Origin of the sequence: Nocardia sp. A7 (assembly GCF_046549215.1) — a bacterium.
Classification (GTDB): Bacteria; Actinomycetota; Actinomycetes; order Mycobacteriales; family Mycobacteriaceae; genus Nocardia.
On the sequence record NZ_JAJPWE010000005.1, the window covers coordinates 310,557 to 335,543 of the forward strand.

The 24,987-nt window shown below is 68.3% G+C and carries 22 protein-coding genes; 9 read left to right on the top strand and 13 right to left on the bottom strand.

The features are described from left to right. Window positions 1-2: 2 nt before the first annotated feature. The 4 genes from ACLJPD_RS26995 to fadD11 are packed head-to-tail and all read left to right on the top strand — an operon-like array spanning window position 3 to window position 5,072. A complete protein-coding gene (locus tag ACLJPD_RS26995) occupies window positions 3-1,460 on the top strand; it encodes a flavin-containing monooxygenase (RefSeq protein ID WP_410875892.1) in 1,458 nt (485 codons plus the stop codon). Further along, window positions 1,457-2,332 carry a short-chain dehydrogenase/reductase gene (locus ACLJPD_RS27000; protein ID WP_410875894.1) on the top strand — a complete coding sequence of 292 codons (876 nt, stop codon included), beginning with the start codon at window positions 1,457-1,459 and terminating at the stop codon, window positions 2,330-2,332. Before ACLJPD_RS26995 ends, ACLJPD_RS27000 begins: the two co-directional genes overlap by 4 nt. Further along, entirely contained in the window at window positions 2,329-3,276 is a 948-nt protein-coding gene (locus ACLJPD_RS27005; protein WP_410875896.1) for an alpha/beta hydrolase, read from the top strand. Before ACLJPD_RS27000 ends, ACLJPD_RS27005 begins: the two co-directional genes overlap by 4 nt. Continuing rightward, entirely contained in the window at window positions 3,273-5,072 is a 1,800-nt protein-coding gene (gene fadD11 / locus ACLJPD_RS27010) for a fatty acid--CoA ligase FadD11 (RefSeq protein ID WP_410875897.1), read from the top strand. Before ACLJPD_RS27005 ends, fadD11 begins: the two co-directional genes overlap by 4 nt. On the opposite strand, the gene ACLJPD_RS27015 is transcribed toward fadD11, so the two are convergent. From ACLJPD_RS27015 to ACLJPD_RS27060, 10 genes are all read right to left on the bottom strand, one after another. Then, on the bottom strand, window positions 5,030-5,914 hold the full coding sequence (locus ACLJPD_RS27015; protein WP_410875899.1) for an IclR family transcriptional regulator: 885 nt from the start codon (window positions 5,912-5,914) through the stop codon (window positions 5,030-5,032). The genes fadD11 and ACLJPD_RS27015 overlap by 43 nt on opposite strands. After that, window positions 5,875-7,077, bottom strand: a complete 1,203-nt coding sequence (locus tag ACLJPD_RS27020; protein WP_410875900.1) for a cytochrome P450 — start codon at window positions 7,075-7,077, stop codon at window positions 5,875-5,877. Before ACLJPD_RS27020 ends, ACLJPD_RS27015 begins: the two co-directional genes overlap by 40 nt. A gap of 17 nt (window positions 7,078-7,094) precedes the next feature. Beyond that, window positions 7,095-8,045 (bottom strand): PDR/VanB family oxidoreductase, encoded by a 951-nt coding sequence (locus tag ACLJPD_RS27025; protein ID WP_410875902.1) that lies wholly within the window; start codon window positions 8,043-8,045, stop codon window positions 7,095-7,097. Between the two features lie 72 nt (window positions 8,046-8,117). Next, complete coding sequence (locus ACLJPD_RS27030; RefSeq protein WP_410875904.1) at window positions 8,118-8,885, bottom strand: IclR family transcriptional regulator; 768 nt, start codon at window positions 8,883-8,885, stop codon at window positions 8,118-8,120. A 41-nt stretch (window positions 8,886-8,926) separates the two neighbouring features. Continuing rightward, on the bottom strand, window positions 8,927-10,909 hold the full coding sequence (locus ACLJPD_RS27035) for an acetoacetate--CoA ligase (protein WP_410875905.1): 1,983 nt from the start codon (window positions 10,907-10,909) through the stop codon (window positions 8,927-8,929). 87 nt (window positions 10,910-10,996) lie between these two features. Next, a complete protein-coding gene (locus ACLJPD_RS27040) occupies window positions 10,997-12,178 on the bottom strand; it encodes an alpha/beta hydrolase family protein (protein WP_410875906.1) in 1,182 nt (393 codons plus the stop codon). A gap of 74 nt (window positions 12,179-12,252) precedes the next feature. Next, window positions 12,253-13,245 carry a cyclase family protein gene (locus ACLJPD_RS27045; protein WP_410875908.1) on the bottom strand — a complete coding sequence of 331 codons (993 nt, stop codon included), beginning with the start codon at window positions 13,243-13,245 and terminating at the stop codon, window positions 12,253-12,255. Window positions 13,246-13,297: 52 nt separating this feature from the next. Next, window positions 13,298-14,287 (bottom strand): fumarylacetoacetate hydrolase family protein, encoded by a 990-nt coding sequence (locus ACLJPD_RS27050; RefSeq protein ID WP_410875910.1) that lies wholly within the window; start codon window positions 14,285-14,287, stop codon window positions 13,298-13,300. A gap of 15 nt (window positions 14,288-14,302) precedes the next feature. Next, window positions 14,303-15,241, bottom strand: coding sequence for a VOC family protein (locus ACLJPD_RS27055; protein WP_410875911.1), 939 nt, complete (start codon window positions 15,239-15,241; stop codon window positions 14,303-14,305). Between the two features lie 34 nt (window positions 15,242-15,275). After that, window positions 15,276-16,412, bottom strand: a complete 1,137-nt coding sequence (locus tag ACLJPD_RS27060) for an FAD-dependent monooxygenase (protein ID WP_410875912.1) — start codon at window positions 16,410-16,412, stop codon at window positions 15,276-15,278. A gap of 108 nt (window positions 16,413-16,520) precedes the next feature. Here ACLJPD_RS27060 and ACLJPD_RS27065 point away from each other — a divergent pair, with 108 nt between their 5' ends. After that, window positions 16,521-17,453, top strand: a complete 933-nt coding sequence (locus ACLJPD_RS27065) for a LysR family transcriptional regulator (protein WP_410875914.1) — start codon at window positions 16,521-16,523, stop codon at window positions 17,451-17,453. A 67-nt stretch (window positions 17,454-17,520) separates the two neighbouring features. Next, window positions 17,521-18,867 carry an MFS transporter gene (locus ACLJPD_RS27070; protein WP_410875916.1) on the top strand — a complete coding sequence of 449 codons (1,347 nt, stop codon included), beginning with the start codon at window positions 17,521-17,523 and terminating at the stop codon, window positions 18,865-18,867. 7 nt (window positions 18,868-18,874) lie between these two features. On the opposite strand, the gene ACLJPD_RS27075 is transcribed toward ACLJPD_RS27070, so the two are convergent. Then, window positions 18,875-20,161 carry a LuxR C-terminal-related transcriptional regulator gene (locus ACLJPD_RS27075; RefSeq protein WP_410875918.1) on the bottom strand — a complete coding sequence of 429 codons (1,287 nt, stop codon included), beginning with the start codon at window positions 20,159-20,161 and terminating at the stop codon, window positions 18,875-18,877. Window positions 20,162-20,336: 175 nt separating this feature from the next. On the opposite strand from ACLJPD_RS27075, the gene ACLJPD_RS27080 reads away from it, so the two are divergent. Further along, window positions 20,337-21,422: an S-(hydroxymethyl)mycothiol dehydrogenase gene (locus tag ACLJPD_RS27080; RefSeq protein ID WP_410875920.1), complete on the top strand. Its 1,086-nt coding sequence runs from the start codon at window positions 20,337-20,339 to the stop codon at window positions 21,420-21,422. Beyond that, a complete protein-coding gene (locus tag ACLJPD_RS27085) occupies window positions 21,419-22,051 on the top strand; it encodes an MBL fold metallo-hydrolase (protein WP_410875922.1) in 633 nt (210 codons plus the stop codon). The genes ACLJPD_RS27080 and ACLJPD_RS27085 overlap by 4 nt, the downstream gene beginning before the upstream one ends. Before the next feature lie 53 nt (window positions 22,052-22,104). Here ACLJPD_RS27085 and ACLJPD_RS27090 read toward each other — a convergent pair whose 3' ends face one another. Next, window positions 22,105-23,298, bottom strand: coding sequence for a 4-hydroxybenzoate 3-monooxygenase (locus ACLJPD_RS27090; protein ID WP_410875924.1), 1,194 nt, complete (start codon window positions 23,296-23,298; stop codon window positions 22,105-22,107). A 66-nt stretch (window positions 23,299-23,364) separates the two neighbouring features. Then, a complete protein-coding gene (locus ACLJPD_RS27095) occupies window positions 23,365-24,126 on the bottom strand; it encodes an IclR family transcriptional regulator (RefSeq protein ID WP_410875926.1) in 762 nt (253 codons plus the stop codon). A gap of 153 nt (window positions 24,127-24,279) precedes the next feature. Between ACLJPD_RS27095 and pcaH the strand changes: the two genes are divergently transcribed. After that, the gene (pcaH, locus tag ACLJPD_RS27100) at window positions 24,280-24,984 is read left to right on the top strand and encodes a protocatechuate 3,4-dioxygenase subunit beta (RefSeq protein ID WP_410876324.1); all 705 of its coding nucleotides are present in this window, start codon (window positions 24,280-24,282) and stop codon (window positions 24,982-24,984) included. Window positions 24,985-24,987: the final 3 nt, after the last annotated feature.

Genomic DNA, 24,987 nt, shown 5'->3' on the forward strand with positions numbered 1-24,987 from the left:
CCATGCCCACAGAACACACGCACATCGTCGTGCTCGGCGCCGGTTTCGGCGGGATCGGGCTGACGATCAAACTGCGCGAGGCGGGTTTCGACGACATCGTCGTCCTGGAACGCGCCGATGACCTCGGCGGCACCTGGCGCGCCAACACCTACCCCGGGTGCGCCTGCGATGTCCCCTCCCAGCTCTACAGCTACTCCTTCGCCCCCAACCCCGAGTGGTCGCGCACCTACGGCAAGCAGCCCGAGATCCTCGACTACCTGCGCACTGTCGCCACGGACAACGACGTGCTCCGGCACGTGCGCCTTGGCACCGAACTGCTCGACGCGCGCTGGGACGACGAGCACTCCCGGTGGCGGATCGAGACCTTGAGCGGTGCGCTCACCGCGGACTACTTCCTCTCCGCGGCAGGCATTTTCGCCGAGGCCAAGTATCCGTCGCTGCCCGGGCTCGAGACTTTCGAAGGCACGGCCTTCCATTCGCTGCACTGGGACCACGAGCACGATCTGACCGGCAAACGCGTCGCGGTGATCGGCACCGGCGCCTCGGCGGTCCAGTTCGTGCCGGAGATCCAGCCGAAGGTCGCCGCGATGACGGTGTTCCAGCGGTCGGCGCCGTGGATCGTGCCGAGGATGGACCGACCGACCCTCGGCTTCGAGCGTCAACTGCTGCGCCGGATCCCGTTGGCGCAGAAGGCTGTTCGGAGCACCTGGTACTCGCTGATCGAGGGTTTCGGCCTGGTCGGGTTCGTCGACAACCGGTTCCGTCATCCCTACGAGCTGCTCGGCCGCATCCAGCTGCGCCGCCAGATCCGCGACCCGCGATTGCGGGCCAAGGTGACGCCGGACTACATGATCGGCTGTAAGCGGGCGATCTTCTCCGACGCCTATCTCCCCGCGCTCGACAAGGACAACGTCGACGTGGTGACCGACGGGATCGCCGAAGTGCGCGCGCGTTCTGTCGTCACCCGCGCCGGGGTCGAGATCCCCGTGGACACCATCATCTACGGCACCGGATTCACATCGACGCCGAGCGTATTCGACCGGATCGTCGGCCACGACGGGCGAACGATCGCGCAGGTCTTCCAGCAGCGGCCGCAGACCTACCTCGGTGCCGCAGTCGCCGGGTTCCCGAACTTCTTCTGCACGCTCGGTCCGTTCGGTGCGGCGGGCAACCAGTCGGCGGTCTTCATGATCGAGTCGCAGATCGCCTACATCGTCGACGCGCTGAGCACGCTGCGCGCCCGCGGCGGAACCCGGGTCGAAGTCCGTTCGCAGGTGCAGCGGGATTTCGTCGAGGAGATGGGCAGGCGCAGCGCCGACACCGTCTGGCTCACCGGCGGCTGTGAGAGCTACTACACCACCGCCGAGGGTGGCAATGCCGGGCTGTACCCGAACTGGAGCTTCGAATACCGGCGCCGCACTCGCCGTTTCGACATCGAGTCCTACGAGGTGTCGGCATGATCCGACTGCCCGATCTCGCGCCGGCCAACTGGTTCTCGCCTTCCTACGAGGTAGCGGGAAAGGTCGTGCTGATCACCGGTGCCGGACAGGGCATCGGCCGGGAACTGGCCGAGATCCTGTACCACCGGGGCGCACAGGTCGTCGTGGTCGACATCGATGCGGCCGCGGCTCGACGCGCAGCCGACGAGTTGGGGCTCGACACCCACAGCATCGGCGCCGATGTCGCCGACCGGGCACAGATGTCCGCGGCGATCCAGGAAGTGGTGCGGCGGTTCGGCAGGCTGGACGTGGTCGTCGCCAACGCGGGCGTGACTCCCGTGCCCGCCACCGTGCGCACGATGGACCCGGCGGACTTCGACCGGGTGATCGGGATCAACCTCACCGGTGTGTTCAACACCGTGCATCCGGCCCTCGACCACATCGTGTCCGCGCGCGGACACGTCGTGGTGGTGTCGTCGTGCGCGGCGTTCGCGCCGGGGATGGGCGGTTCGCCGTACATGGTGAGCAAGGCCGCGGTCGAGCAGTTGGGGCGGGCGTTGCGCGTGGAACTCGCCGCGAGCGGCGCCAGCGCGGGCGTGGCCTACTTCGGCATCGTCGACACGGCGATGACCCACGACATGCTCGACACCGACGAACTGGGCAAAGAGCTCGACGGGATGCTGCCGTGGCCGCTCAACGTGCGGATCACCGCCGAGTACGCGGCCCGCACGATCGCCGACGGCATCGCCCGTCGTGCGCCGCGCACCATCGCGCCGAGCGGGTGGGAGCCCTATGCGCTGCTGCGTGGGGCGATCAATGTCGTCCTCGACCGCAAGCTCGCCGCCGACACCACGGTGCACGGGCTGATCCGGGCGATCGAGCAGCGTCGATGAGCGTCGAACGCGGGTCGCTGCGGGCCCGCACGCTTCGGCAGCTGTCGGCGCTCACCGTGCGCCAGTTGGCCGCTCTCGCACCGGTGAACGCCTACACGCTGGCACCGTCGCGGCTGCTCATCGAACAGGCCATGCGAGCGGGCGCCCCGCCGTTGCGCCCGACGACCACCGAGCCGGTGGACGAGGACGGCATCCGCGGCGAATGGGTGCGCGGGCCGCGGGCCGTCCGCACCGACGCGGTCGTCCTCTACGTCCACGGCGGCGGGTTCGTCGCGGGCTCGGTTTTCGGCTATCGGGGCGTCGCCTCCCGATTGTCGACCGCGACAAGACTTCCGGTGTTCACCCTGGATTACCGGCTCGCCCCCGAGCACCCGTTTCCCGCCGCACCGTCCGATGTCGCCGCGGCGTTCCGGTGGCTGACTCGGCGATATTCCGCCGACCGGATCATCCTCGCCGGGGATTCGGCCGGTGGATTCCTGGCGGCTCATCTGGCGATCGAGAATGCCCGTGCCGGGCTGCCCGAACCGGGTGCGCTGGTGCTGTTCTCCCCGATCGTCGATCTGAGTCTGACCATCGCTGTCGGCCACCGCAACCAGTTCCGCGACGGTCTGCTGTCCACCCAGATCGCCAGGCAGGCGATCGCCGCCTTCACCGCGCAACCGTTCGAGCTGCGCCCCGTGCACGGAATGCGGTTGCCGCCCACCGTGATCCATGCCAGCGATACCGAGTACTTCGGTGCCGACGCGACCGAACTCGCGCGCCGCTGGCAGGCCACCGGGGCGCACTGCGAGCTGCGGGTGTGGCCGGATCAGATGCACGCGTTCCAGACACTGCCCATCGTCGTCCCCGAATCCAGAACGGCTTATCGCGCGGCGGCTCGCTTTGTCGCCACCCATCTCGACACCGCCCCCGCGGTCATGACCCAGAAAGTGCCTGCCTCGTGAGCATTCCCCGTTTCGACACCCTGCCCGCAGCGTTCCAGCACACCGCCTCGATCGCGCCAGGAGCGGTCGCGTTGCGCACGCCGGGCGACGCCAAGACCATCACCTGGGGCGAGTACGCGGCCCAGGTCCGCGCGGTCGCCGCCGGACTGGCCGGTCTCGGGGTGCGCCGCGGCGACACCGTCGCGTTGATGATGAGCAACCGGGTGGAGTTCTACCCCATGGAAGTCGGCGCGCAGCATCTGGGCGCCACCTCGTTCTCGGTGTACAACACCCTCTCCCCCGACCAGCTCGCCTATGTGCTCGGCAATGCGCGAGCGCGCGTGGTGATCTGCGAGCCGCAGTACGCGAAGCTGATCGCCTCCTCCGGTGTCGACCTCGACCACATCATCTGCCTCGACGAGGCACCAGCGGGCACCATGTCGGTGGCCGAGCTGCTCGCGGCGAGTAATGCCGATTTCGACTTCGACGCCGCATGGCGCGCGGTGCGCGGCGAGGACGTCGCGACGCTCATCTACACCTCGGGCACCACCGGCGCGCCCAAGGGCGTCGAGACCACCCATGCCGCGCTGCTGTTCCAGGTGTACGGCATCGCCGACATCCTCGGCATCGAATTCGGTGACACCATCACCTCGTTCATGCCGACCGCCCACATCGCCGACCGGCTGACCGCGCTCTACGTGCAGGAGGTGCTCGGCACCCAGGTGACCAGCGTCGGCGACCCCAAGCAGATCGCCGCCGCCCTCGCCGACCTGCATCCGACGATCTGGGGCGCGGTGCCGCGGGTGTGGGAGAAGCTCAAGGCCGCCATCGAATTCAAGGTCGCAGCCGAACCCGACGAGACCCGCCGCCAGGCGATGGCGTGGGCGATGTCGGTCGCCGCGGCCCGCAGCGCCCATCAGCTGGCCGGCGAACCGGTGCCCGCCGAGCTCGCCGCCGAATGGGCGCGGGCCGACGAACTGGTGCTGAGCAAGCTGCGCGCGGCCCTCGGTCTGGACCGGGTGCGGTGGGCCATGTCCGGTGCGGCCCCGATCCCGCCCCAGACGCTGGCCTTCTTCGCCGGTCTCGGCATCCCGATCGCCGAGATCTGGGGTATGTCGGAGCTGGCGTGCATCTGCAGCGTCAGCCATCCCCGCGACGCGAAGCTCGGTGCGGTCGGAAAGCTGTTGCCCGGCATGCAGTCACGCCTGTCCGACGACGGCGAACTGCACGTGCGCGGGCCGCTGGTGATGAAGGGTTACCGCGGCCTGCCCGAGCAGACCGCCGAGGCGATCGACGCCGACGGCTGGCTGCATACCGGTGACATCGTCAGCATCGACGACGCGGGCTACCTCCGCGTCGTCGACCGCAAGAAGGAGATGATCATCAATGCCGCGGGCAAGAACATGTCCCCCACCAACATCGAGAACGCGATCAAGGCGGCCACGCCACTGATCGGCGCGATGGCCGTGATCGGCGACGGCCGCTCCTACAACACCGCGCTGATCGTGCTCGACGCCGAATCCGTCGAGCCGTACGCGCGCGAGCACGCACTCCCCGACGCCTCGGCCGCCGCGCTGGCCGTCGACGCCACGGTGCGTGCCGCGCTCGAAGCCGGTGTGGCACTGGGCAACAGCAAGCTCTCGCGCGTGGAGCAGATCAAGCGCTTCCGCATCCTGCCCACGTTCTGGGAGGCGGGCGGCGACGAGGTCACCCTCACCTTGAAACTCAAGCGCAAGGTCATCGCCGAGAAGTACGCGGCGCAGATCGACGAGCTCTACGCCGAGAACCCGCCCGCCGACATCGTCAACGCGGGGTAGCCACGCACTCCAGCCGAAACACCGGCAGGTGCACGACGATCCGCCGTTTCCCTGGCGGGGTTCGGACCACCCAGTGACTGTGCAATGCCGAGGGCAGCGGCTGTCAGTGCGGGCACGAATGACCGGGTGACCGCCCGATTCGCGACGACAACCGTCAGCGCTGCCACGGTGTGTCCGGACCGCGCTCGCACCGGTACAGCCATCGACGTAGTGGATCTGCCGCGGTCGGCACACACGGCCAATCCGGTGCGGCGGATCTCACCCAATACGGCGCGCAACCTCTTTCGGTCGGCGACCGTGTCGGCGGGCGAGGAACCGGTGAGCACCGATTCCTGGACCGCCACTGGGCTGTTGGCGAGCAGGACCAAGCCCGATGCCGACGCGTGCAGGGGCAGTCTGCCCGCGAATCGGCTGATGTCGCGGACCGCGCCGGGGGCGCAGAGTTGCTCGATGCAGAGCACCTCTCCGTCCTGGTGCACTGCCAGTTGCACAGGGTTGCCGACCACTGCGTGCAGCTCCTGCATGAAGGGCATGGCGGCGTCGCGCAGGCCGAGCACGGGTGAGGCTCGGGTGATCAACTCCCAGCCGCGCATACCGATACTGATCCGTCTGCCGGCATCCCGGCTCAACCACCCGTGCTCGATCAGTTCGTTGACCAGCCGCGAGGTGGTCGCCGGTGGCAAGTCGGCGCGGCGGGCGAGTTCGGAGATCGTGCAAGCGGGGACGTCAGGATCGAATGCCTCGAAAATTCTTACGACCCTTGATAATACGGATTCGCCGCTCGTCGAGTTCGCCATGGTGGTCAGCGCGCCGCCCGGATCCGCACCGGGACCCGCTGCCATGATCTGAGGGTGTTGTTGCACCGGATTCGCGCCGGGCCGGTGAGTTCGATGGTCTCGACGCGGGCCGTGAGCGCGGTGAGCAGTGCCTCGGCCTCCAGTCGCGCCACATGCTGGCCGATGCACTGGTGAATGCCCATGCCGAAGCCGACATGACCGGACGGGTCGCGCGCCAGGTCGAACCGGTCGGGATCGTGCCAGCGGCGTGGATCCCGGTTGGCGGCAGCGAGGAACATCAAGATCTTCTGGTCTTTGGGGACCACGACGGTGCCGAGGTCGATATCGGCGGTGGCGGTGCGGAAGAAGGTCTGCACCGGCGACTGCCAGCGCACCGCTTCGTCGAACGCGACCCGTGCCAGGGCGGGAGTCTCGCGCAACCGCTGCCACTGATCGGGGTTGGTGGCCAGGGCGTAGAGCACGGCGGCGATGCCGTTGACCGTCGTGTCGACGCCGGCGGTCAGCAGCGAACGGACCAGCAGCGGCGCCTGCTCGTGGGTGATGTCGTAGTGGTCGGCCGCGGACCAGATCCGTGATCCGAAACCGTTGTCACTCAGGCTTTCCCGTGTGCACTGCCCGTTCACCCACGCCGCGTGCTCGCCGGCCTCCGTAAGGGCGGAGGTGACCAGTTCGTTGCGCGGACCGAAGGCGTTGAAGGCGAAACTGCCGTAGGGCAGCAGATGCTCGCGACCTTCCTGCGGCAGGCCGACCGCGTCGGGGAACACGCGCAGGGGAAACGCTTCCGCGAGCCGATCGACCGCGTCGAATTCCGCCGACTCGGCCAGCACTTCGTCGACCAGCCGCTCCGCTTCGGCGAACCACTGCGCACGCAGTCCACGCAGTGCCCGCGGCCCGATGATCCCGGCCAGCACGTTGCGGGGTGCGTCGTGTCGCGGCGGGTCGGCCTCGAGCAGCAGACTCGGTGGCCGCCATGGCTTTTCCTGACCGAAGTGGCTCAGCCCGACCCCGGCGCCGCTCTGGAAGCTCTGCCAATCGGTGAGCGCGGCGTGCACCTGCTCATAGCGCGCCATCGCGTAGACGCCGTAGCGGCGCAGGTACACCACCGGTGCCGCGTCACGCAGCGTCGCGTGCACCGCCCATGGATCTTCGAGAACGTCCATCGCGAAGGGGTCGATGTCGCTGACCGGCAGTTGGTCCGTGGTGGTCATATCGGTTTCTCCCATGGTCACAGGTCGAGTACCAGGCGGTCGGAAAGGGATCGGGATACGCAGACGAACATGCAGTCGCCTGCCGCGCGCTCGGTGTCGTCGAGAATCGAGTCGCGGTGATCGGGCAGTCCGGCCAGCACGGTCGTCTCGCACGTCCCGCAGACTCCCTGTCCGCAGGAGGACAGGACCGACGTGCCGGTGCCACGCAACGCTTCGAGCACCGACTGGCGCGGCGCCACCGTGACCCGGCGACGCGAACGGCGCAGTTCGATCTCGAATGCGGTGTCGCGCACGGCATTCTCCTGCACCTTCGGCACGAACCGTTCGACGCGCAATCGCCCGACCTGCCATCCGCCACAACATCGTTGGACCGCATCGAGCAGGCGCGTGGGTCCACAACAGAAGACCACCGTGTCGTCGTCGATCGAGGCCAGTAGCGCCGCCACATCGCAGGCGCCGCCTTCGTCGTCGGGCCTGATCGAGACACGGTCGCCGTATCCGGTGAGGTCCTCGGTGAACGCCATCGTCCGGCGGCTTCGGCCCAGATATTCCAGGCGCCAGTCACATTCGAGTAGATCCGCCTGCGCCAGCATGGACAGCATCGGGGTGATGCCGATACCACCTGCGATGAACAGATACTTCGTCGCGGGGACCAGCGCGAAGTTGTTGCGCGGACCGCCGACGGCGACCGTGTCCCCCACCGCCAAGGTGTCGTGGATGAACGCCGACCCGCCCCGACTACTCGGGTCGCGCAGCACCCCGATCCTGTACGTGTGCGCGTCCCAGCGACTTCCGCACAGAGAGTACTGGCGGGTGAGTCCGTTGGGCAGGATCAGGTCGATGTGTGCTCCGGGTGTCCAGTCCGGCAGCCGACGGTGTTCGGGGTGCGCCAGTGTCAGCGCGACCACCTCGTCGGCAACCGCCTCTTTGGCCACCACGACCAGGTCCGTGGTTGTCACCGCAGTCATAGAAACTCCTCGTGTTCAGTGCTGCGGATCACACTGTCGCGGGAGGTGTGCGGGCGGCTACCCGACTTTCGCTCAGCGAGAGACTTCCTGGACCGGCGCACCCAGCGCGCGGGAGATCCCGTGGCCGGCGGCCACCAACGCCGGGATCGCCGCGCGGGCCGTGCTGTCGTTCGGCACGACCACCGACAGTGCGGCCACCACCTTTTTGCCGGTCGCGCGCAGCGGTACCGCGATACCCGTGGCACGGTCGTCGACGAAGCCCGGACAGAACGCGATGCCGGTGCGCCGGGTCTCGGCCAGCAGCGCACGCAGACTCGACCCGGTGACCGGCGTAGCGGGGGTGTATCGCCGAAGTGGACCCGCCAGCACGGCCTGCTGGAGAGGCGCCGGGGCGTGCGCCAACAGGACCACACCCGCGGATGACACATGAATGGGCAGCCGTCCGGCGACCTTGGTGATGTTGTACACCGCGCCCGGGGCTGTCAGCCTCTCCACGAACAGCACAGAGTCGTCGCGCCGCACGGCCAGCTGCACGCTGTGCCCGACCGCCGCGTGCAGGTCCTCCATGAACGGCATGGCTAGATCGCGCAGGCCAAGGGTCGGCGCGGCACGGGAACCCAACTCCCACAGCCGGATGCCGATCCGCAGCCGACGTCGATCGTCGCGCTGCAACAGGCCGAGCGTCAGCATGTCGGCGACCAGCCTCGAAACCGTCGGCAGCGGCAAGCCCGTGCTTCGGGACACGTCGGTGACCGTCAGCAGCGGCGTCTCCGCGTCGAACGCCTCGAGAATGCGGACGACGCGCGACAGTACCGACGCGCCATCAGAACCTCCGGCCAATGCGACTTCCTCTCGCTGGTCAGCTCGGCGTGATCACCGTGTCAGCGGGAGTATGCACGGGCAACGGCGAATCGGACGAAGGACTCCAGGGATTCCGGATTCGCGAGTGTGTCGAGCTTGACCGCCGCAGCTGGTGCCACACCGGTCAGGATCTTCTTCACCGGCACCTCGATCTTCTTGCCGGACAGTGTTCGCGGGATCGCGGGCACCTCGTGGATGATGTCGGGAACATGGCGGGGCGAGAGCGCGGTGCGCAGGGCGCTCTTGATCCGATCATCCGCGTCGAGATCGAGGACGCGATCCAGGACGACGAAGACGATGAGTTCGTCGGTGTCCGCGAGGTGCACGACCAGGCTGTCGCGCACCTCGGGGAGCGCCTCGATGACCGCATAGAATTCCGCGGTGCCCAGTCGCACACCACCTCGGTTGAGGGTGGCGTCGGAGCGTCCTGCGATCACCGCGGCGCCGTCGGAGGTGATGGTGACCCAGTCACCGTGTCGCCAGACGCCGGGGATGTCCTCGAAATATGCCGCGCGATAGCGACTCCCATCGGAATCACCCCAGAAGCCCACCGGCATGGACGGCATGGGCCGGGTGAGCACGAGTTCGCCCTGGACATCGTCAACGGGCTGCCCGTCGCTGTCGTAGGACTCGACCGCGGCGCCCAGGCAGCGGCAGGCGAGCTGTCCCGCGTGCACCGGCAGCATCGGCGAACCGCCGAGGAACGCCGAGCAGACATCGGTGCCACCGGCGATGGAGGAGAAGTACAGGTTCGGCCCGAATCGCTGCCGCACCCAACGGAATCCCTCCGGTGGCAACGGCGCGCCGGTCGATCCCATGCCGTGCAGCCGGGGTAGGGCTGCGGCGACGGCGTGCGCGGGCTCGTTGTCCACGCAGTGCATCAGGAAGGGCGCGCTCGTTCCGAGGTAGGTCGTCTCGGTGTCCGCGGCCAACTCCCACAGCGCATCCGCGCAGGGCCAGGCCGGATTGCCGTCGAACAGTACGACCGAGGCCCCCACCGCCAGACCGGATACCAGGTAGTTCCACATCATCCAGCCGGTGGTCGTGTACCAGAAGAACCGGTCACCTGTGCCCAGATCATGGTGCAGCGCAAGCGCTTTGACATGTTCGAGCAGAATGCCGCCGTGTCCGTGGACGATGGCCTTCGGCGCGCCGGTGGTGCCCGAGCTGTACAGGACATAGAGCGGGTGGTCGAAGGGCACCGGCTCGAAAGCCAGGTCCCCCGGTTCACCCACCAGCTCCGCCCACGACATCGCCTCGGGCACCGAGGCTGTCCCCGGGTCGAGATAGGGCAGCAGCACCACGTGTTCGAGGCCGGGCAGACCCGCACGGATCGCGGCGACATCGCCGGTCCGGTCGACCGCCTTGGACCCGTACCGGTACCCGTCGACAACGGCGAGCACCTTCGGCTCGATCTGCCGCAACCGGTCCAGTGCCGCCTCCGCCCCGAATTCCGTTGGGCAGGAAGAGAACGCCGCCCCGAGACTGGCCGCGGCCAGCAACAGCACCAAGGCCTCCGCGACATTGGGCAGGTAGGCAGCCACCCGATCGCCACGGCCCACTCCCAGCCGGCGCAAGCCCTGCCGGGCCCTGGCGACCTGGTCGCGCAGGTGCGCGGCGGTGTAGTCGCCGGCGGCCCGCGTCTGGGATCGGCCGACGACCGCGATGTCGGTGTCGCGCAGTCCCGGGAGCCGCAGCACAGCCTCCGCGTAGTTGAGCGTCGCACCCTCGAACCACCGCACGTCGGGCATCGCGCCTGCGGACAGGATCTGCACCGGCGGGGTGTGGACGGGAATCTCGAAGTACTCCGGGATCGACGACCAGAAGCCCGCCGTATCCTGCACCGACCACTGCCACAGCTGCTGGTAGTCGGCGAAGTGCAGATTCCGATGGGCACCGAGCCACTCGAGATAGTCGGCGATCCGCGTGTGCGCACGGGTATCGGTGGCCGGTCCCCACAGCGCCGCTTCGGGGGGTTCGTGGGATCGGGTGGTGCTGTTCATCGGTTGCTTTCGTCTCGGTGGTGGGAACATCCGACGGCGATGTCGGCGGGCGGCCGGGCAGCGCACCGGCCGACATCGCCGCGGTGTTCAGCCGACGGCGCTCGCCGTCGGCTGGTCTGCCCCCAGTTCGGCGAAGGTCTCGGTCACCCAGTCGGCGATATAGGTGCTGACCAGGGGGAAGTTGTCCAGTCCGATGTGTTCGGCGCCGCCCTCGCGGGCGGTGAAGATCCGCAACTGCCGTTTCGGGCTGGCCGTGGCCTGTTCGTAGGACCGGTGCGCGTATTCCAGGGGGATCTGGCGGTCGTTCTCGCCGTGCACGATGAGGAAGGGCACGGTGATCTTTTCGACGACGCCGTCGAGGTTCACGCCGTCGGCGTTGTTCAGGAAGGTGTCGAGGTCGTTCTCGCCCCAGACCCACTGCACGTGGTTCCAGTAGTGCGGTACCGGACGTTCGCCTTCGCGCTCGATCCGGCGACGCTGCACCTTGCCCCAGTCGTGGTTGGCGCCCCACGCCACGCACAGCGCCAGCCGCTTCTCGAAGGCCGCCGCGCGTGGTGCGTAGTAGCCACCCAGCGACCAGCCGACCAGACCGATGCGCGCGGGGTCGACGTAGTCGACGGTTTCGAGGTAGTCGACACAGGCGGCCGCCCATTCCTCGGTCTCGATCTGGGCGGTGAGTCCTTGCAGGCGCAGTGCCTCGCCGCTGCCGGGGCAGTCGACCATGAGGGTGGCGATCCCGCGCTCGGCGAGCTCGTGGGCGAACCCGGACAGGTACATGTGCTCTTTGGTGCTGTCCAAGCCGTTCCACACGATCATGCATGGCACCGGGCCTGCCACGTCGGGACGGGTGAAGTAGGCCGGAAGTGTGGTGTCGCGGAAGGGAATCGACACCCGCACGGTATTCGGATCGACCAGGTCGAAGGACTGCTGCATCAAGTCCAGCACCCGGCGATAGATCGCGTTGCGATCCGGCGTCTGCGGGCTCTGCATCCGCTCGGCGTGGATCAGGTAGTTCGCGGCACGCGCGTAGGCACGGCCCGCCGACCGGGTGCGGCCGACCGCGCGATCGTTGCCCGCGGCCTCGACCAGGTCGTCGACGACCGCTGTCCAGGACGCGAGGAACTCCTCGGTGCCCGCGTCCTCACCGCGGGTGGCCGCGTCCCGGATGGGACGGCAGGCCCGATCGACCTCGTCGATGTAGCCACCGCTGTTCAGCGCGGCGACCACACCGAGATTCCAGACGTAATTTCCGGGAAAGTATTCGAACATCAGTATCTTCCTTTCGTACAACAGGTTTCAAAAGGTGACGAGAATCCGCACACGGCGCCGATCTCGTCCGGTACTCAGACGACAGCGATCGGGTTGACCGGTGCGCCGACGGCGCCGGTGACCGGGATCGGCGCGGCGACGAGGAAGAACTCGTAGGTGCCGGTGCGGGCGCAGTGTTCGGCGAGCGCGTCCAGGTCCCACATCTCGCCGAGGAACAGCCCGATGTGCGGGATCGCGACCTGGTGCAGGGGTTGGAAGGCGTCGTCGAACTCGTTGGGCCGCACCTCGAAACCCCAGGTGTCGGTGGCGATCGCGGCGATCTCGGTGCGGTGCAACCAGTCCGCGGTGCTGAACGACAGGCCGGGTGCGGCGCCGCCCGCGTAGTCGTTCCAGCCCTCGCGCCGGGCGCGGGTGAGCTGGCCGGTGCGCACGGTCACGATGTCACCGCGACCGACCGCCGAGGACGCTCCCTGCGTGCGGATCGTTTCCTCGAGATGGGCGGTGGTGATGGCGAACCCGTCGGGCAGTTCCGTAGCCGTCCCGTAGACGCGCCCGACGTCGAGCAGCACACCCCGGCCCACGATCCGATCCGCCACGGTTTCGATGCCGGTGACCTGATCGCCCTGCGAGGTCACCACCTCACCCGCGCGCCGTCCGTTCCAGGCCCGACCGTGATCGAAGATGTGGCCGAGCCCGTCCCATTGCGTCGAACACTGCAACGGCATCGACACCACATCGTCGGCACCGCCGAGACCGTGCGGGAAGCCCTGGATCCCGGCTTCGGCGTCGGTGCCCGTGTCGAGCATGGTGTGCACGGGATTCGAGCGGCGCCGCCAGCCACGCTGGGGCCCGTTCGTATCGAAGCTCTGTGACAGGCTGAAGCTGCGGCCGTGCCGGATCAGCGCTCCCGCTTCGGCCCGCTTGGCGTCGTCGAGGAAATTCAGGGTGCCGTGCACATCGTCGGCACCCCATCGCGCCCAATTCGAGCAGCGACCGGCCGCGGCGGCGATCGCGGACTCCGGGTCGCTGCGGTCCAGTTGCGTTGTGGTGGTTTCTGTTCCGGTCATCAGTGCTCCTGTGGTTCGGGTAGCAGCGCGTCCGAGATCGACGTCACGATCGTCATCGCGCGGTCACTTGGGCTCGGTGCTCGGCGCGGTCGCGGAGGCGGGGTGCGGGCAGGGGGTGTGGTGCGGTGGTGCGTTCGCCGATCGTGTTGACCAGGGTGCCGATCCCTTCCACAGTCAGTTCGACCGTGTCACCGGCGTTCAGCGGTGGCGGGTCGAGGTGGCCGCGTCGGCCCCACAGTTCGGCCAGGCAGCCACCGTTGCCGACGGTGCCCGAGCCGAGTACGTCGCCCGGGATGAGCGCGGCGTCGCGGGAGGCGTAGGCCAACAGCGCGGGGAAGGTCCAGCCCATGTTGGACAGGACGTCCGCTCCCACTTCGGTCCCGTTGACCCGCGCGGTGCAGCGCAGATCCAGGAAGCCGTCGGCGTCGAGGAACGGTGCCATTTCGTCGGCGGTCACCAGTACCGGGCCGAGGGTGTTGGCGAAGTCCTTTCCCTTCGCCGGACCGAGGCCCAAGTGCATTTCCCGACGCTGCAGATCACGTGCCGACCAGTCGTTGAGGATCGTGTAGCCGAAAATATGGTCGGCGGCCTGTGCGAGGGTCAGGTCGCGACCGGCGCGGCCGACGACGGCCGCGACCTCGAGTTCGAAGTCCAGTTCCGCGCAGTGGTGCGGAGCCCGGATCTCGCTGTGCGGACCGTTCACCGTGTGCGGGTTGGTGAAGTAGAAATGCGGTGCCGCGTACCACGCCTCCGGAACGCCGCCGCGCCCTTCGACACTCGCGCGGACCCCTTCGACGTGTTCTTCGAAGGTCACGAAGTCGCGGATCGTCGGCGGTGCCAGCGGAGCGTCGAAGCGCACCTCGCCGACCGGAATCGGCGTGGTGATCGCGCGGATCCGGTCGCCCATCTCCAGTGCGGCGGTCAGCCCGGCCCCGACGAGTTCGAGCACGGTGGTGCCGCCAGGGAACGGGTACACATTGTCGCCGTCGACGACAGCGGCGAGGGCTGCCGCGTCGTCACGGCGAATCATGGCAAAACGCATGGTGGATAATCCCTTTCAGACCGGCGGTGCGATGAACAGACCCTTGTCGGGGTCGTTGAACGATTTCGCGGCGACGAATTCGTCCATCGCGTTGGCGGTCCCCCACTGGTCGCTGACCTCGGGCTGGGAGAAGTCGTAGAGGTGCGGGTGCCAGGTGTCCTCATCGAGGGACTCGAGTTCGGTGGTGTACTCCATCGTGTTGCCGTTGGGGTCGAGGAAGTACGAGAAGGTGTTGTTGCCCGCGAGGTGCCTGCCGGGGCCCCAGATCTTCTCGACGCCCGAGCGCAGCATCCGGCCGGTGCCACGCATGTACTCGTCGAGACCGCGCAGTTCGAACGACGCGTGGTGCAGCGCGGGATGGGGGCCGCGCGCGATGGCCAGCGAATGGTGCCACCGGTTGGTACGCAGGAACCACATCATCTTGCCCATGCGTGGATGCATGAGAATGTCGGAAACCTTGAAACCGAAATGCTTCTCGTAGAACGCCACGGTGGTTTCCGGATCCGAGGAATTCACCACCACGTGCGACAGCCGCACCGGAATCGCCTCGCCCGCTTCGACTTTCCGATGTTCGCGAGCGGCGACGTCAGCGGATACCTCGATCGTGCGTCCTTCGTTGTCGAAGAACCGGAAGCCGTATCCCCCGCCGGGTGTCTGCAATTGATCCGGTTCGGTGACCAGCGTGGCTCCGCTCCGGCCGAGCTTCTCGGCGACGGTGTCGACCGCCGCGCTGTCGGTGACGCCGAAGGAGATCAGGTCGAGGCGCTTGTCCGCGGCGCGGCGGATGCGCACCACGTACTGCTCGGGCGAGCCCGCCGCGGCCAGATAGGCGACATCGCCGTCGGTCGCGGTCACCGACAGGCCCCAGTGGTTGGTGTAGAAGTCGAGTTGCTTGTCGAAGTCGGGCACGGCCAGTGCCGTGTGCCGCAGGTGGGTGAAGACGTGATCGGTCATGAGCAGGCTCCGAAAGACGAGTAGAAGTGGGATTTCAGGCCGGTGTCACGACGAGCTCGGCGATCCGGCGCATCAAGCCGGGGACATCGGCGTCGGGATCGTGGTCGAGCATCCATCGGCCGAGCTGCACCGAGGCCTCGACCACCGCTTTCGCCCGGGGCAGCCTGCGCTCGGTGAAGCTCTGCCACAGCTGTGGGCCGACCGGTTCGGCGATGAGGAGTTCGCTGAGTACCGCCGCGTCCTCGAGTGCCTGCGCGCCGCCTTGGGCGAGGGTGGGTGGGCACGCGTGCGCGGCGTCGCCGATCAGCACGATGCGTCCGCGATTCCACGGTCCGTCGATCACATGCTGTTCGAACCGGGTGTAGTTGACGGCGTCGGGATCGGTCAGCAGCGCACGGACCTCGTCCCACGGGCCGTGGTATTCGGCGGCCAATGCGCGCATCAGCTCGAGCTGCTCGGCTTTGGACAGCGCCGAATGATCCCTGGTGTCCTCGACGATGTAGGCGTACATCGAATCCGGCCCGGTCGGGCAGTATCCGGCGATGTGCGCGGCGCCGCCGTAGTACAGGTCGGTGCGGGTGATCGATGCCGGTCGCGAGCACACCAACCGCCAGATGCCCATGCCGGTGGGTTGCGGCTCGGAGTCGATGCCGAGGGCGCGGCGGGTGGGCGAACGGACGCCGTCGGCGCCGATCACCACGTCGTATCGTCGGCTGCCGCCGTCATCGAAGGCGACATCGACGCCGGTATCGTCGGCGTCGAATCCGGTGGCCCGCACGCCGAAACGCAGTCGTGCACCGGCCTTCTCGGCGGCGTCGTGCAGCATCGCCGCCAGCACCGGCCGCTCCATCCCGACCGCGGCGGGGAGGTCGGGGCCGCCGGTCTTGGCATCGGGGATCTCGGCGAGCAGGGTGCCGGTGGCATCGGTCGCGCGGATGCCGAGGGTGTCGAAACCCCAGCTCTCGCGGCTGATCGCCGACCACAGGTCCAGATCACGGAGCACGCGTAACGCGTTGCCCTGCAGGGTGATACCGGAACCGACGGCGTGGCCGCGGCCGCGCGCCTCGACCAGTTCGACGTCGAAACCGGCGCGGGCGAGGAAGACCGCGGCCGCCGACCCGGCGAGACCGCCGCCGAGTACGAGGACGGTGCGGGCGGTGTGAGGGTGCATCGAATCACTTCCCTGGGACAGAGCACATTGTGGTGACTCACTCCACTTTGAGACCCCCGTCACCATCAGGGAAGGCGTGATCTCTGATGATCTGTATAAATGGGAGTTATGCAGAAGCCCGCTCGCCCCCTGGCCAATCTCGACCTCAACCTGCTGGTCACCTTGGAGGCCGTGGTGCAGCACGAGAGCGTGACCAGGGCCGCCGAGCACCTCGGCGTCACCCAACCGGCCGTCTCGGCGGCCCTGGCCCGGCTGCGCCGCCACTTCGACGACGACATCCTCGAGCGGGTCGGCAACAGGTACCGGCTGACCCCGTTCGGCCTCGAGCTGCGTCAGCGCACCAGGGCCGCACTGACGGGTGTCGAGCGGGTGTTCTCCGCGCGCGGCACCTTCGACGCCACCGACACCAGCCGCGAATACTCGGTGGTGACCAGCGACTACACCACGGCCCTGCTCGGCCAACGCCTGGCCGAGCTGCTCACGACAGCCGCACCCCACGCCCGCCTGCGCGTGCTCCCCTCCTCACCCGAGCTCGTCGCCCGAGCCGAGCACACACTGACCACCTACGACGTCATGCTCGTGCCGCACGGTTTCGTCACCGATCTTCCCAATGAGACTGTGTTCCATGATGATTGGATGGTCGTGACGGACTCCGACCATGAACCGGACACCGGTGAGCTCACCGCCGAGGACCTGCAGCGGCGCCCCTGGGTTCTCGTCTACCACTCGCAGACCGCCTCCACCCCGGCCGCGCGCCGGTTGCGGATGCTCGGCATCGAACCGACTCGCCAGATCGTCACCGAGAACTTCATGACAGTCCGATGCTTGATCACCGGCAGCGACCGGATCGCTCTGGTCCCCCGCCGTTTGCTCGCGGTCCCCGGGATGAGCGAGGGTCTCACGGCCTATCCGTGCCCGGTCGATCTCGGCGAGCTCACCCAGGCGATGTGGTGGCATCCGGTGTTCACCGACGATCCCGAGCACCGCTTCCTGCGTCGGCTGATCACCGAAGCGGCACAAAGCAGCTGCGTGACACCGTAATCGTCGCGCTGCTCATTCAATGAGCGCGCACCTGTCGTCGCCGAACCGGGACACCCATGCTCTGCCCATGAGTACTCCACTGCGTGACCGCATCGACGCGGGCCACATGTCTTCTTATCAATGGTCGGCGATCGGACTGTGCGTTCTGCTCAATGTCCTGGACGGCTTCGACGTCCTCGTCATGGCCTTCACCGCCAATGCCGTTGCGCGGGAATGGGATCTGACGTCCTCGCAGATCGGTCTGCTGCTGAGCGCCGGGCTCGTCGGGATGGCCCTGGGTTCGCTGCTGCTCGCACCGCTCGCCGACCGCGTCGGCCGGCGCCCGATCATCCTGGCCTGCCTCGTCCTCTCCTCCAGCGGCATGGCCATGTCCGCGCTCAGCCAGGGCCCCGTCCAGCTCGGCCTCACCAGGGTGCTCACCGGGATCGGCATCGGCGGAATCCTGGCGAGCAGCAGCGTGCTCGCCGCCGAGTTCGCCAACGCGCGCTGGCGAGGTTTCGCGGTGAGTTCGACGGCGACCGGCTACGCGACCGGTGCCACGGTCGGCGGCATCGTCGCGGCCGTTCTGCAACAGGAGATCGGCTGGCGTGCGGTGTTCGTCTTCGGCGCCGTCGCGACCGCGCTGTTGATTCCCGCTGTGCTGTGGCGGCTCCCGGAGTCGCTGGACTTCCTGCTCACGCAGCGCCGTGAGGGGGCGCTCGATCGGATCAACGGCATGCTCACCGCCATGAAGCAGCCCGTGCTCGACACCATGCCCGACGTGGACGCCGCGGCTCGGCGCAGCACGATCGACGCGGTGCGCACCCTCGGCTCACCGGCGTTGCGCCGCAACACGATTCTCACCTGGCTGAGCTTCTTCCTGGTCATGTTCGGGTTCTACTTCGTCACCAGCTGGACACCGAAACTGCTCGTGCAGGCCGGGCTGTCGGAGAACCAGGGCATCACCGGTGGAGTCCTGCTCAACCTGGGCGGCATCTTCGGCACGGCCCTGCTCGGCCTGCTCGCCACCCGCTTCGCCGTGCGCAAGGTGCTGGTCTTCTACACGGTGATGACCGCGATACTGCTCGCGGTTTTCGTGCCGGCCACCGAGGTGCTCACCGTCGCGTTCGGAGTCGGAATCCTGTTGGGACTCTTCGTCAATGGCTGTATCGCCGGTCTGTACGCCCTCACCCCGTCGATCTATCCGGCCGAGGTCCGCGCCACCGGTGTCGGGTGGGGCATCGGCATCGGCCGGATCGGCGCCATCGCCTCGCCCATTCTGGTCGGTCGGCTCCTCGATGCGGGCTGGGGCCCGGAACAGGTGTACCTGCTGATGTCGGTGGTCCTCGTCGCCGGTGGTCTGGCCGTCTACGCGCTGCGCGTCGGCACCCCGAAGACGGCCCTGCCGACCCCGGCCTCGGATGTCCGCGCGTAGATCCCGGTCACGGCTGCGCTGAATCGAAGCTCGCCGTGAGTCCGGCTCGAATTCCGATGACGGCCGCTTCGCCCCGTGAGGACACGGCGAGCTTCTTCAGCAGGCCCGCGACGTGGAACTTGGCCGTGCTCTCGGCGATTCCGAGATCTTCGGCGATCGCTTTGTTCCGCATGCCGGCCGCCACCCGCGCCAGTACTTCGCGTTCGCGCCGGTTCAGGGAACTCAATTCCGCCTGTTCGGTGGCGGCGACCGGCGAGTCGAGCGGGATCCGCACACGCACCCTGCTCCCCCACCCCGGCACCACCTCGACGTCGAGCTCCGCGCGCAGCGTCCGCGCCCGACCTTCCAGACTCCGGGTCACCGCGGCGGTGTCGAGTTGTCCGGCCGCACTGTCACGGATGTCGACAACGAGCCGGTCCGAGTCCGACGTCCAGGCGATGCGCAGGCGGTCGAGGTCGGGTTGCGCGGTGAACACCAGCACCGCCGATTGCGTCATGGCACGGGCGCCGTGGGCGATCTCGCCCGGTAGTCGCCGCCCGTCGACGGGCGGTGCCTCGAACTCCGCGGTGATCGCCCGGCGGTGCAACAGCGGCTCGAGCTCGCGGTGCAACCGTTCGAACGCCGCCGCCGGAGGTTCTTCCGACAGCGCGCGATCGGAGGCTTCCCCAGATCGCAGGGCGATCAACGCTTCCGATGCCGCCGAGGTCGCCGCGGCTCTGGCCCGGCCGTCGTCGAGACCGGGCGCGCGCAGCGTGACCAGCAGACCGGCGAGCACCGCCTCGTGCGCTGCTGTCAGCTCGCTGATCGCCCGCGCTCTGGCTGCCGACGCGGCCCGCGATTCGGCGAGATAGTCGGGGCTGGCTTGGGCCACCTGCTGGCTGATCGAGGTCGCCACCATGCCGAAAACGGCGACGAGTTCTTCTCGATGCGGCACCGGTTCGCGCTGGCGTGGCATCAACACCAGCAGGGTGTCGCAGCGGTCACGGACCACCCACACCCACCGCCGGGCACCAGCGAGCACCACCTCGTCCGCGCGGGCATCGCCGGGCTCGACGGTCGCCTTGAGTTCCTCGAGTTCGGCGATGGCGATCCGATCGACGATCTCGGCCGGTCCGGCGACCTTGCGCGGCCGACCGCTGCATTCCCGAGTGAAGATCACCAGCGCCAGATGCGGCCAGCGTTCGGCCAGACACCGCGACAGCCGCACCGCGATGTCCACCAGCGGACCGTCGACCACGTCCCGCAGACTCCGCAGCGGCTCTGGTTTCGACTGATATCTCGCTGGGTCGTCCACACTGCCGAGTGTAGGACGCACGGACCGCGCCGAGATGACCAACCGGACCTCGCCGGAGGGATAGGTTCTGCCCGCCTTCCGACCAGGTTCTTCCGCCCACCCGTCGGGCTAGCGTCGATGCGCAGTGTGCGCAACCCGTATCGCTGTCCGCTCATCACCATCGGAGGATCAACTCATGCCGCAGCAGGTTCGCGGAATCATCGCCAGGAAGCCGGGCGCCCCGGTCGAGCTGACCGACATCGTCATCCCCGATCCGGGGCCGGGCGAGGTCGTCGTCGCGGTCGCGGCGTGCGGGGTGTGCCACACCGATCTGACCTACCGCGAGGGCGGCATCAACGACCAGTTCCCGTTCCTGCTCGGCCACGAGGCCGCGGGCACCGTCGAAAGTGTCGGCGCGGGTGTCGATTCCGTCGAGGTCGGCGATTTCGTGGTCCTGAACTGGCGAGCGGTGTGTGGGCGATGCCGGGCCTGCAGACGCGGTCGCCCGCAGTACTGTTTCGACACCTTCAACGCCACGCAGAAGATGACGCTCACCGATGGCACCGAGCTGACCCCCGCGCTCGGCATCGGCGCGTTCGCCGAGAAGACCCTTGTCCACGCCGGACAGTGCACGAAGGTCGACTCCGCCGCGGACCCCGCCGTCGCGGGCCTGATCGGCTGCGGTGTGATGGCCGGACTCGGCGCGGCGGTGAACACCGGCAATGTCAGCCGCGGTGACTCGGTCGCGGTGATCGGCTGCGGCGGGGTCGGCGACGCCGCGATCGTCGGCGCCCGGCTGGCCGGCGCGTCCACCATCATCGCCGTTGACCGCGACGAGCAGAAGCTGGCCTGGGCCCGCGAACTGGGCGCCACCCACACCATCGACGCCACCACGGCCGACACCGTCGCCGCCGTCCAGGAACTCACCGGTGGATTCGGCGCGGACGTGGTCATCGACGCGGTGGGCAGGCCCGAGACCTGGCGCCAGGCGTTCTACGCCCGCGACCTCGCCGGCACCGTCGTCCTCGTGGGTGTCCCCACTCCTGATATGCGCCTGGAAATGCCGCTGATCGACTTCTTCTCCCGCGGCGGATCCCTCAAATCCTCCTGGTACGGCGATTGCCTTCCCGAGCGTGACTTCCCGATGCTGATCGACCTCTATCTGCAGGGACGGTTGCCGCTGGACAGGTTCGTCTCCGAACGCATCGCGCTCGAGGACGTGGAGCAGGCCTTCCACACCATGCACGAGGGCAAGGTACTGCGCTCGGTTGTCGTGCTGTGAGCGGAGCGCTGCGCATCGACCGAGTGGTGACCTCCGGGGTGTTCGAACTCGACGGCGGCAGTTGGGAAGTCGACAACAATGTGTGGGTCGTCGGCGATGACGACGAGGTCGTGGTCATCGACGCCGCGCACGACGCGAAGCCGGTCATGGAGTCCATCGCCGGACGCAATGTCGTCGCGGTGGTGTGCACCCACGGACACAACGACCATGTGACCTTCGCACCACAACTCGGCGAGGATATCTACGCACCGGTCCTGCTGCACCCCGGTGACGACCCGCTCTGGCAGCTGACCCATCCGGGCAGCAAATACTGGTCACTGCACGACGGGCAACGGATCGCGGTGGCGGGCACCGAACTGCAGGTCATCCACGCGCCCGGCCACTCGCCCGGGTCGGTCTGCCTGCATCTGCCCGAGGCGGACGCGCTGTTCTCCGGCGACACGTTGTTCGCCGGTGGACCCGGTGCGACGGGGCGAAGTTTCTCCGACTTCCCCACCATCATCGACTCGCTGCGCGATCGCCTGCTGCCGCTGCCCGGCCACACGAGCGTCTACACCGGTCACGGCGACGCCACCACGATCGATACCGAAGCGCCCCATCTCGACGAATGGATCGCGCGCGGGTTCTGACCCACCGAGCCACAGGCGGCCGCATCCCCACCGGATGCGGCCGCCTGTGGTCGTTACCGACGTTCGGGCCAGCCGGTGTAGCCCTCGGCGAGGTAGGTGGAGCCTGCCGTCGAGCCGGTCACCGACGCCAATTCCCCTTCCTGCCTGCGCAGATCGAACGGTGTGGCGTCGGGCAGCGTGTGCAGCATCGTGGTCATCCAGTAGGAGAAGTGCTGGGCCTTCCAGACCCGGCGCAGCGCCCGCTCGCTGTAGGTCGCCAAGGGTGCGAGGCTATCGGCCGCGAGTGCGCGCTCCAATTCCTCGGCGAGTACCCGCACATCGGCCAGCGCCAGATTGAGCCCTTTCGCGCCGGTCGGCGGGACGGTGTGCGCGGCGTCGCCGGCCAGGACCAGCCTGCCGTAGTGCATCGGGTCTTGGACGAAACTGCGGAACGGCAGGACGGACTTGGCGGTGATCGGACCCTGGGCGAGGGTGTAGCCGTTGGCGCCCACGCGAGCCTGCAGTTCCGACCAGATCCGGTCGTCGGACCAGTCCGCCACATTCGCCGCCGGGTCACACTGGAAGTACATGCGCTGCAACGTTTCTGTGCGCTGGCTGATCAGGGCGAAACCGCGCGGGGAGTGGTTGTAGATGAGCTCCGGCGCGCTCGGCGAAGCCTCGGCGAGGATCCCGAACCAGGCGAAGGGGTACTCGCGGAAGTACTGGCTGCGCCGGTCGGCGGGCACCTCGCGGCGGCACAGGCTGCGGGAGCCGTCGGCGCCGACGAGGAAATCAGCGCGGATCTCCTGGGCGGTCCCGTCGGCGTCGGTGAAACGCAGGACCGGGGAATCGGTGGTCAGGTCGTCGACCGAGACATCGGTGACGCCGAACCGGACGTCTCCCCCGTCGCGCTGCCTCGCGTCGGCGAGGTCGATGAAGACGTCGGTCTGCGGGTAGAGCTGGGTCGACGCGCCGACCAGGCCGTGGAAGTCGATGCGGTGACTGCCGCCCCCGAAGGCCAGTTCGATCCCGTCGTGGCGGTATCCGTCGCGGTGCACCCGGTCGGAGACGCCGGTGTCGACGAGCAGGTCCACCGAGTCCTGTTCGAGAATGCCCGCGCGCTGGGTCTGCTCGATCTCGCGGCGGCCGCGCACATCGACTGCCACCGAGTCGATCCCGGCATGGGCGAGCAGGTGGGAAAGCAGGAGACCGGCGGGGCCCGCGCCGACGATGGCGATCTGGGTCCGGCTCTGGGTGCGTGAGGACATGGCCGAGATTCTGGGTCCGCACTGTCTGCCTCAGCCATGCCCGGCTTCCGCCCAGCGAAAGCGAGGTCAGTCGATGACTGGCCCCGGCACGCTGCGCCCGATGCCGCGCGCGGCCACCTGCAGCGCGCTGACCAGTCGCGCCTGGTCGCGCTCGAGACTGGGCACCACGACGCCCAGCGCCGCCACCACCTCGCCGCCCGCGCGGATCGGCACGGCCACCGAGCAGGCGCCGAGGCTCATCTCCTCGACCGTGGTGGCGAAGTCGTCCTCGCGCACCCGTTCGAGCTGACGGCCCAGCGCGCCCGGCTGATTCACCGTGTACCGGGTGATCCTGGGTAGGTCACTGAACACCGCCGACCGGATTTCCGGCGGGGCGTGTGCCAACAGAACCTTTCCGACCGCTGTCGCATGCAACGGCAGGCGCGAGCCGATGGTGCTGACCACCGGCACCGAGGCGTGCCCGGAGAGCCGGTCGATGTAGAGAACCTGGGTGCCGTCGCGCACCGCCAGGTGCACGGTCGCCAGGGTCGCGCCGTACAGATCGTGCAGATACGGCGAGGCGATCTGGCGCAATCCCGATTGCACGGGGGCGAGCAGACCGATGTCCCACAGCCTGCGCCCGATCACGTAGTTCCCGGACTCGGTCCGGCTCAGGGCACCCCACGCGACGAGTTCGCCGACCAGCCGATGCGCGGTCGGCACCGGCAGTTCGGCGCGGGCGGCGAGCTCGGTGAGCGTGAGTCGACGGTGCCGCTGGTCGAACGCGGCGAGGAGCGCCAGCGCGCGACTCGTCACCGAAAGGCCGTGCCGGGTGGAATTGCCTGCCATCAGAACAGCCTTCCGCCCAGTGGAAGTAGGCGCAAGTCAAGACCCGCGCACCGGGCTTATGGTTCGGCCGTGACCCAGACCAAGCAGCCGCCCCTCGCGCCGCTGACCGGCCCGGATACGGCATCGGCGAGCCAAGCCGACATCAATGCCGAGATGGCCGCGATCAGCGCGAGCTACACCGGGGCCGTCGAAACCCAGCCGCGCCTGGACTATGCGCCCTACCGCAGCAGCCTGCTGCGCCACCCGACGAAGGACCCGCACCACGCCGATCCGGAAACCGTCGAACTGTTCGCCCCCGTCTTCGGCCACCGCGATGTCGCCCGGTTGGAGTCCGATCTCACCATCCAGGACGGCGGCGAACCCCTCGGTGAACGGATCGTGGTGACCGGGCAGGTGCTCGACGGTGACGGCCGCCCGGTGCGCAACCAGCTCGTGGAGATCTGGCAGGCCAACGCCTCCGGCCGCTACATCCACAAACGCGACCAGCATCCGGCACCGCTGGATCCGCACTTCACCGGCGTCGGCCGTACCCTCACCGACGACCAGGGCAACTACCGCTTCACCACCATCAAACCGGGCCCGTACCCGTGGAAGAACCACCACAACGCCTGGCGCCCCGGCCACATCCACTTCTCGCTGTTCGGCACGGATTTCACCCAGCGCCTCATCACCCAGATGTATTTTCCCGGCGACCCGCTGTTCTCGCTGGACCCGATCTTCCAATCGATCGTCGACCCGGCCGCCCGCGCCCGGCTGGTCGCGACCTACGACCACGACGTGACCCGCCACGAGTGGGCCACCGGCTACCGCTGGGACATCGTGCTCACCGGTAGTCACCGCACTCCGACGGAGGCTTGACGA

Excerpts from the sequence above, each read along its gene's own strand:
- ACLJPD_RS26995 (WP_410875892.1), top strand. The coding sequence starts at position 3 with ATGCCCACAGAACACACGCACATCGTCGTGCTCGGCGCCGGTTTCGGC.
- ACLJPD_RS27000 (WP_410875894.1), top strand. The coding sequence starts at position 1,457 with ATGATCCGACTGCCCGATCTCGCGCCGGCCAACTGGTTCTCGCCTTCC.
- ACLJPD_RS27005 (WP_410875896.1), top strand. The coding sequence starts at position 2,329 with ATGAGCGTCGAACGCGGGTCGCTGCGGGCCCGCACGCTTCGGCAGCTG.
- ACLJPD_RS27015 (WP_410875899.1), bottom strand. The coding sequence starts at position 5,914 with ATGGCAGCGGGTCCCGGTGCGGATCCGGGCGGCGCGCTGACCACCATG.
- ACLJPD_RS27020 (WP_410875900.1), bottom strand. The coding sequence starts at position 7,077 with ATGACCACCACGGACCAACTGCCGGTCAGCGACATCGACCCCTTCGCG.
- ACLJPD_RS27025 (WP_410875902.1), bottom strand. The coding sequence starts at position 8,045 with ATGACTGCGGTGACAACCACGGACCTGGTCGTGGTGGCCAAAGAGGCG.
- ACLJPD_RS27035 (WP_410875905.1), bottom strand. The coding sequence starts at position 10,909 with ATGAACAGCACCACCCGATCCCACGAACCCCCCGAAGCGGCGCTGTGG.
- ACLJPD_RS27040 (WP_410875906.1), bottom strand. The coding sequence starts at position 12,178 with ATGTTCGAATACTTTCCCGGAAATTACGTCTGGAATCTCGGTGTGGTC.
- ACLJPD_RS27045 (WP_410875908.1), bottom strand. The coding sequence starts at position 13,245 with ATGACCGGAACAGAAACCACCACAACGCAACTGGACCGCAGCGACCCG.
- ACLJPD_RS27050 (WP_410875910.1), bottom strand. The coding sequence starts at position 14,287 with ATGCGTTTTGCCATGATTCGCCGTGACGACGCGGCAGCCCTCGCCGCT.
- ACLJPD_RS27055 (WP_410875911.1), bottom strand. The coding sequence starts at position 15,241 with ATGACCGATCACGTCTTCACCCACCTGCGGCACACGGCACTGGCCGTG.
- ACLJPD_RS27060 (WP_410875912.1), bottom strand. The coding sequence starts at position 16,412 with ATGCACCCTCACACCGCCCGCACCGTCCTCGTACTCGGCGGCGGTCTC.
- ACLJPD_RS27065 (WP_410875914.1), top strand. The coding sequence starts at position 16,521 with ATGCAGAAGCCCGCTCGCCCCCTGGCCAATCTCGACCTCAACCTGCTG.
- ACLJPD_RS27070 (WP_410875916.1), top strand. The coding sequence starts at position 17,521 with ATGAGTACTCCACTGCGTGACCGCATCGACGCGGGCCACATGTCTTCT.
- ACLJPD_RS27080 (WP_410875920.1), top strand. The coding sequence starts at position 20,337 with ATGCCGCAGCAGGTTCGCGGAATCATCGCCAGGAAGCCGGGCGCCCCG.
- ACLJPD_RS27090 (WP_410875924.1), bottom strand. The coding sequence starts at position 23,298 with ATGTCCTCACGCACCCAGAGCCGGACCCAGATCGCCATCGTCGGCGCG.
- ACLJPD_RS27095 (WP_410875926.1), bottom strand. The coding sequence starts at position 24,126 with ATGGCAGGCAATTCCACCCGGCACGGCCTTTCGGTGACGAGTCGCGCG.
- pcaH (WP_410876324.1), top strand. The coding sequence starts at position 24,280 with ATGGCCGCGATCAGCGCGAGCTACACCGGGGCCGTCGAAACCCAGCCG.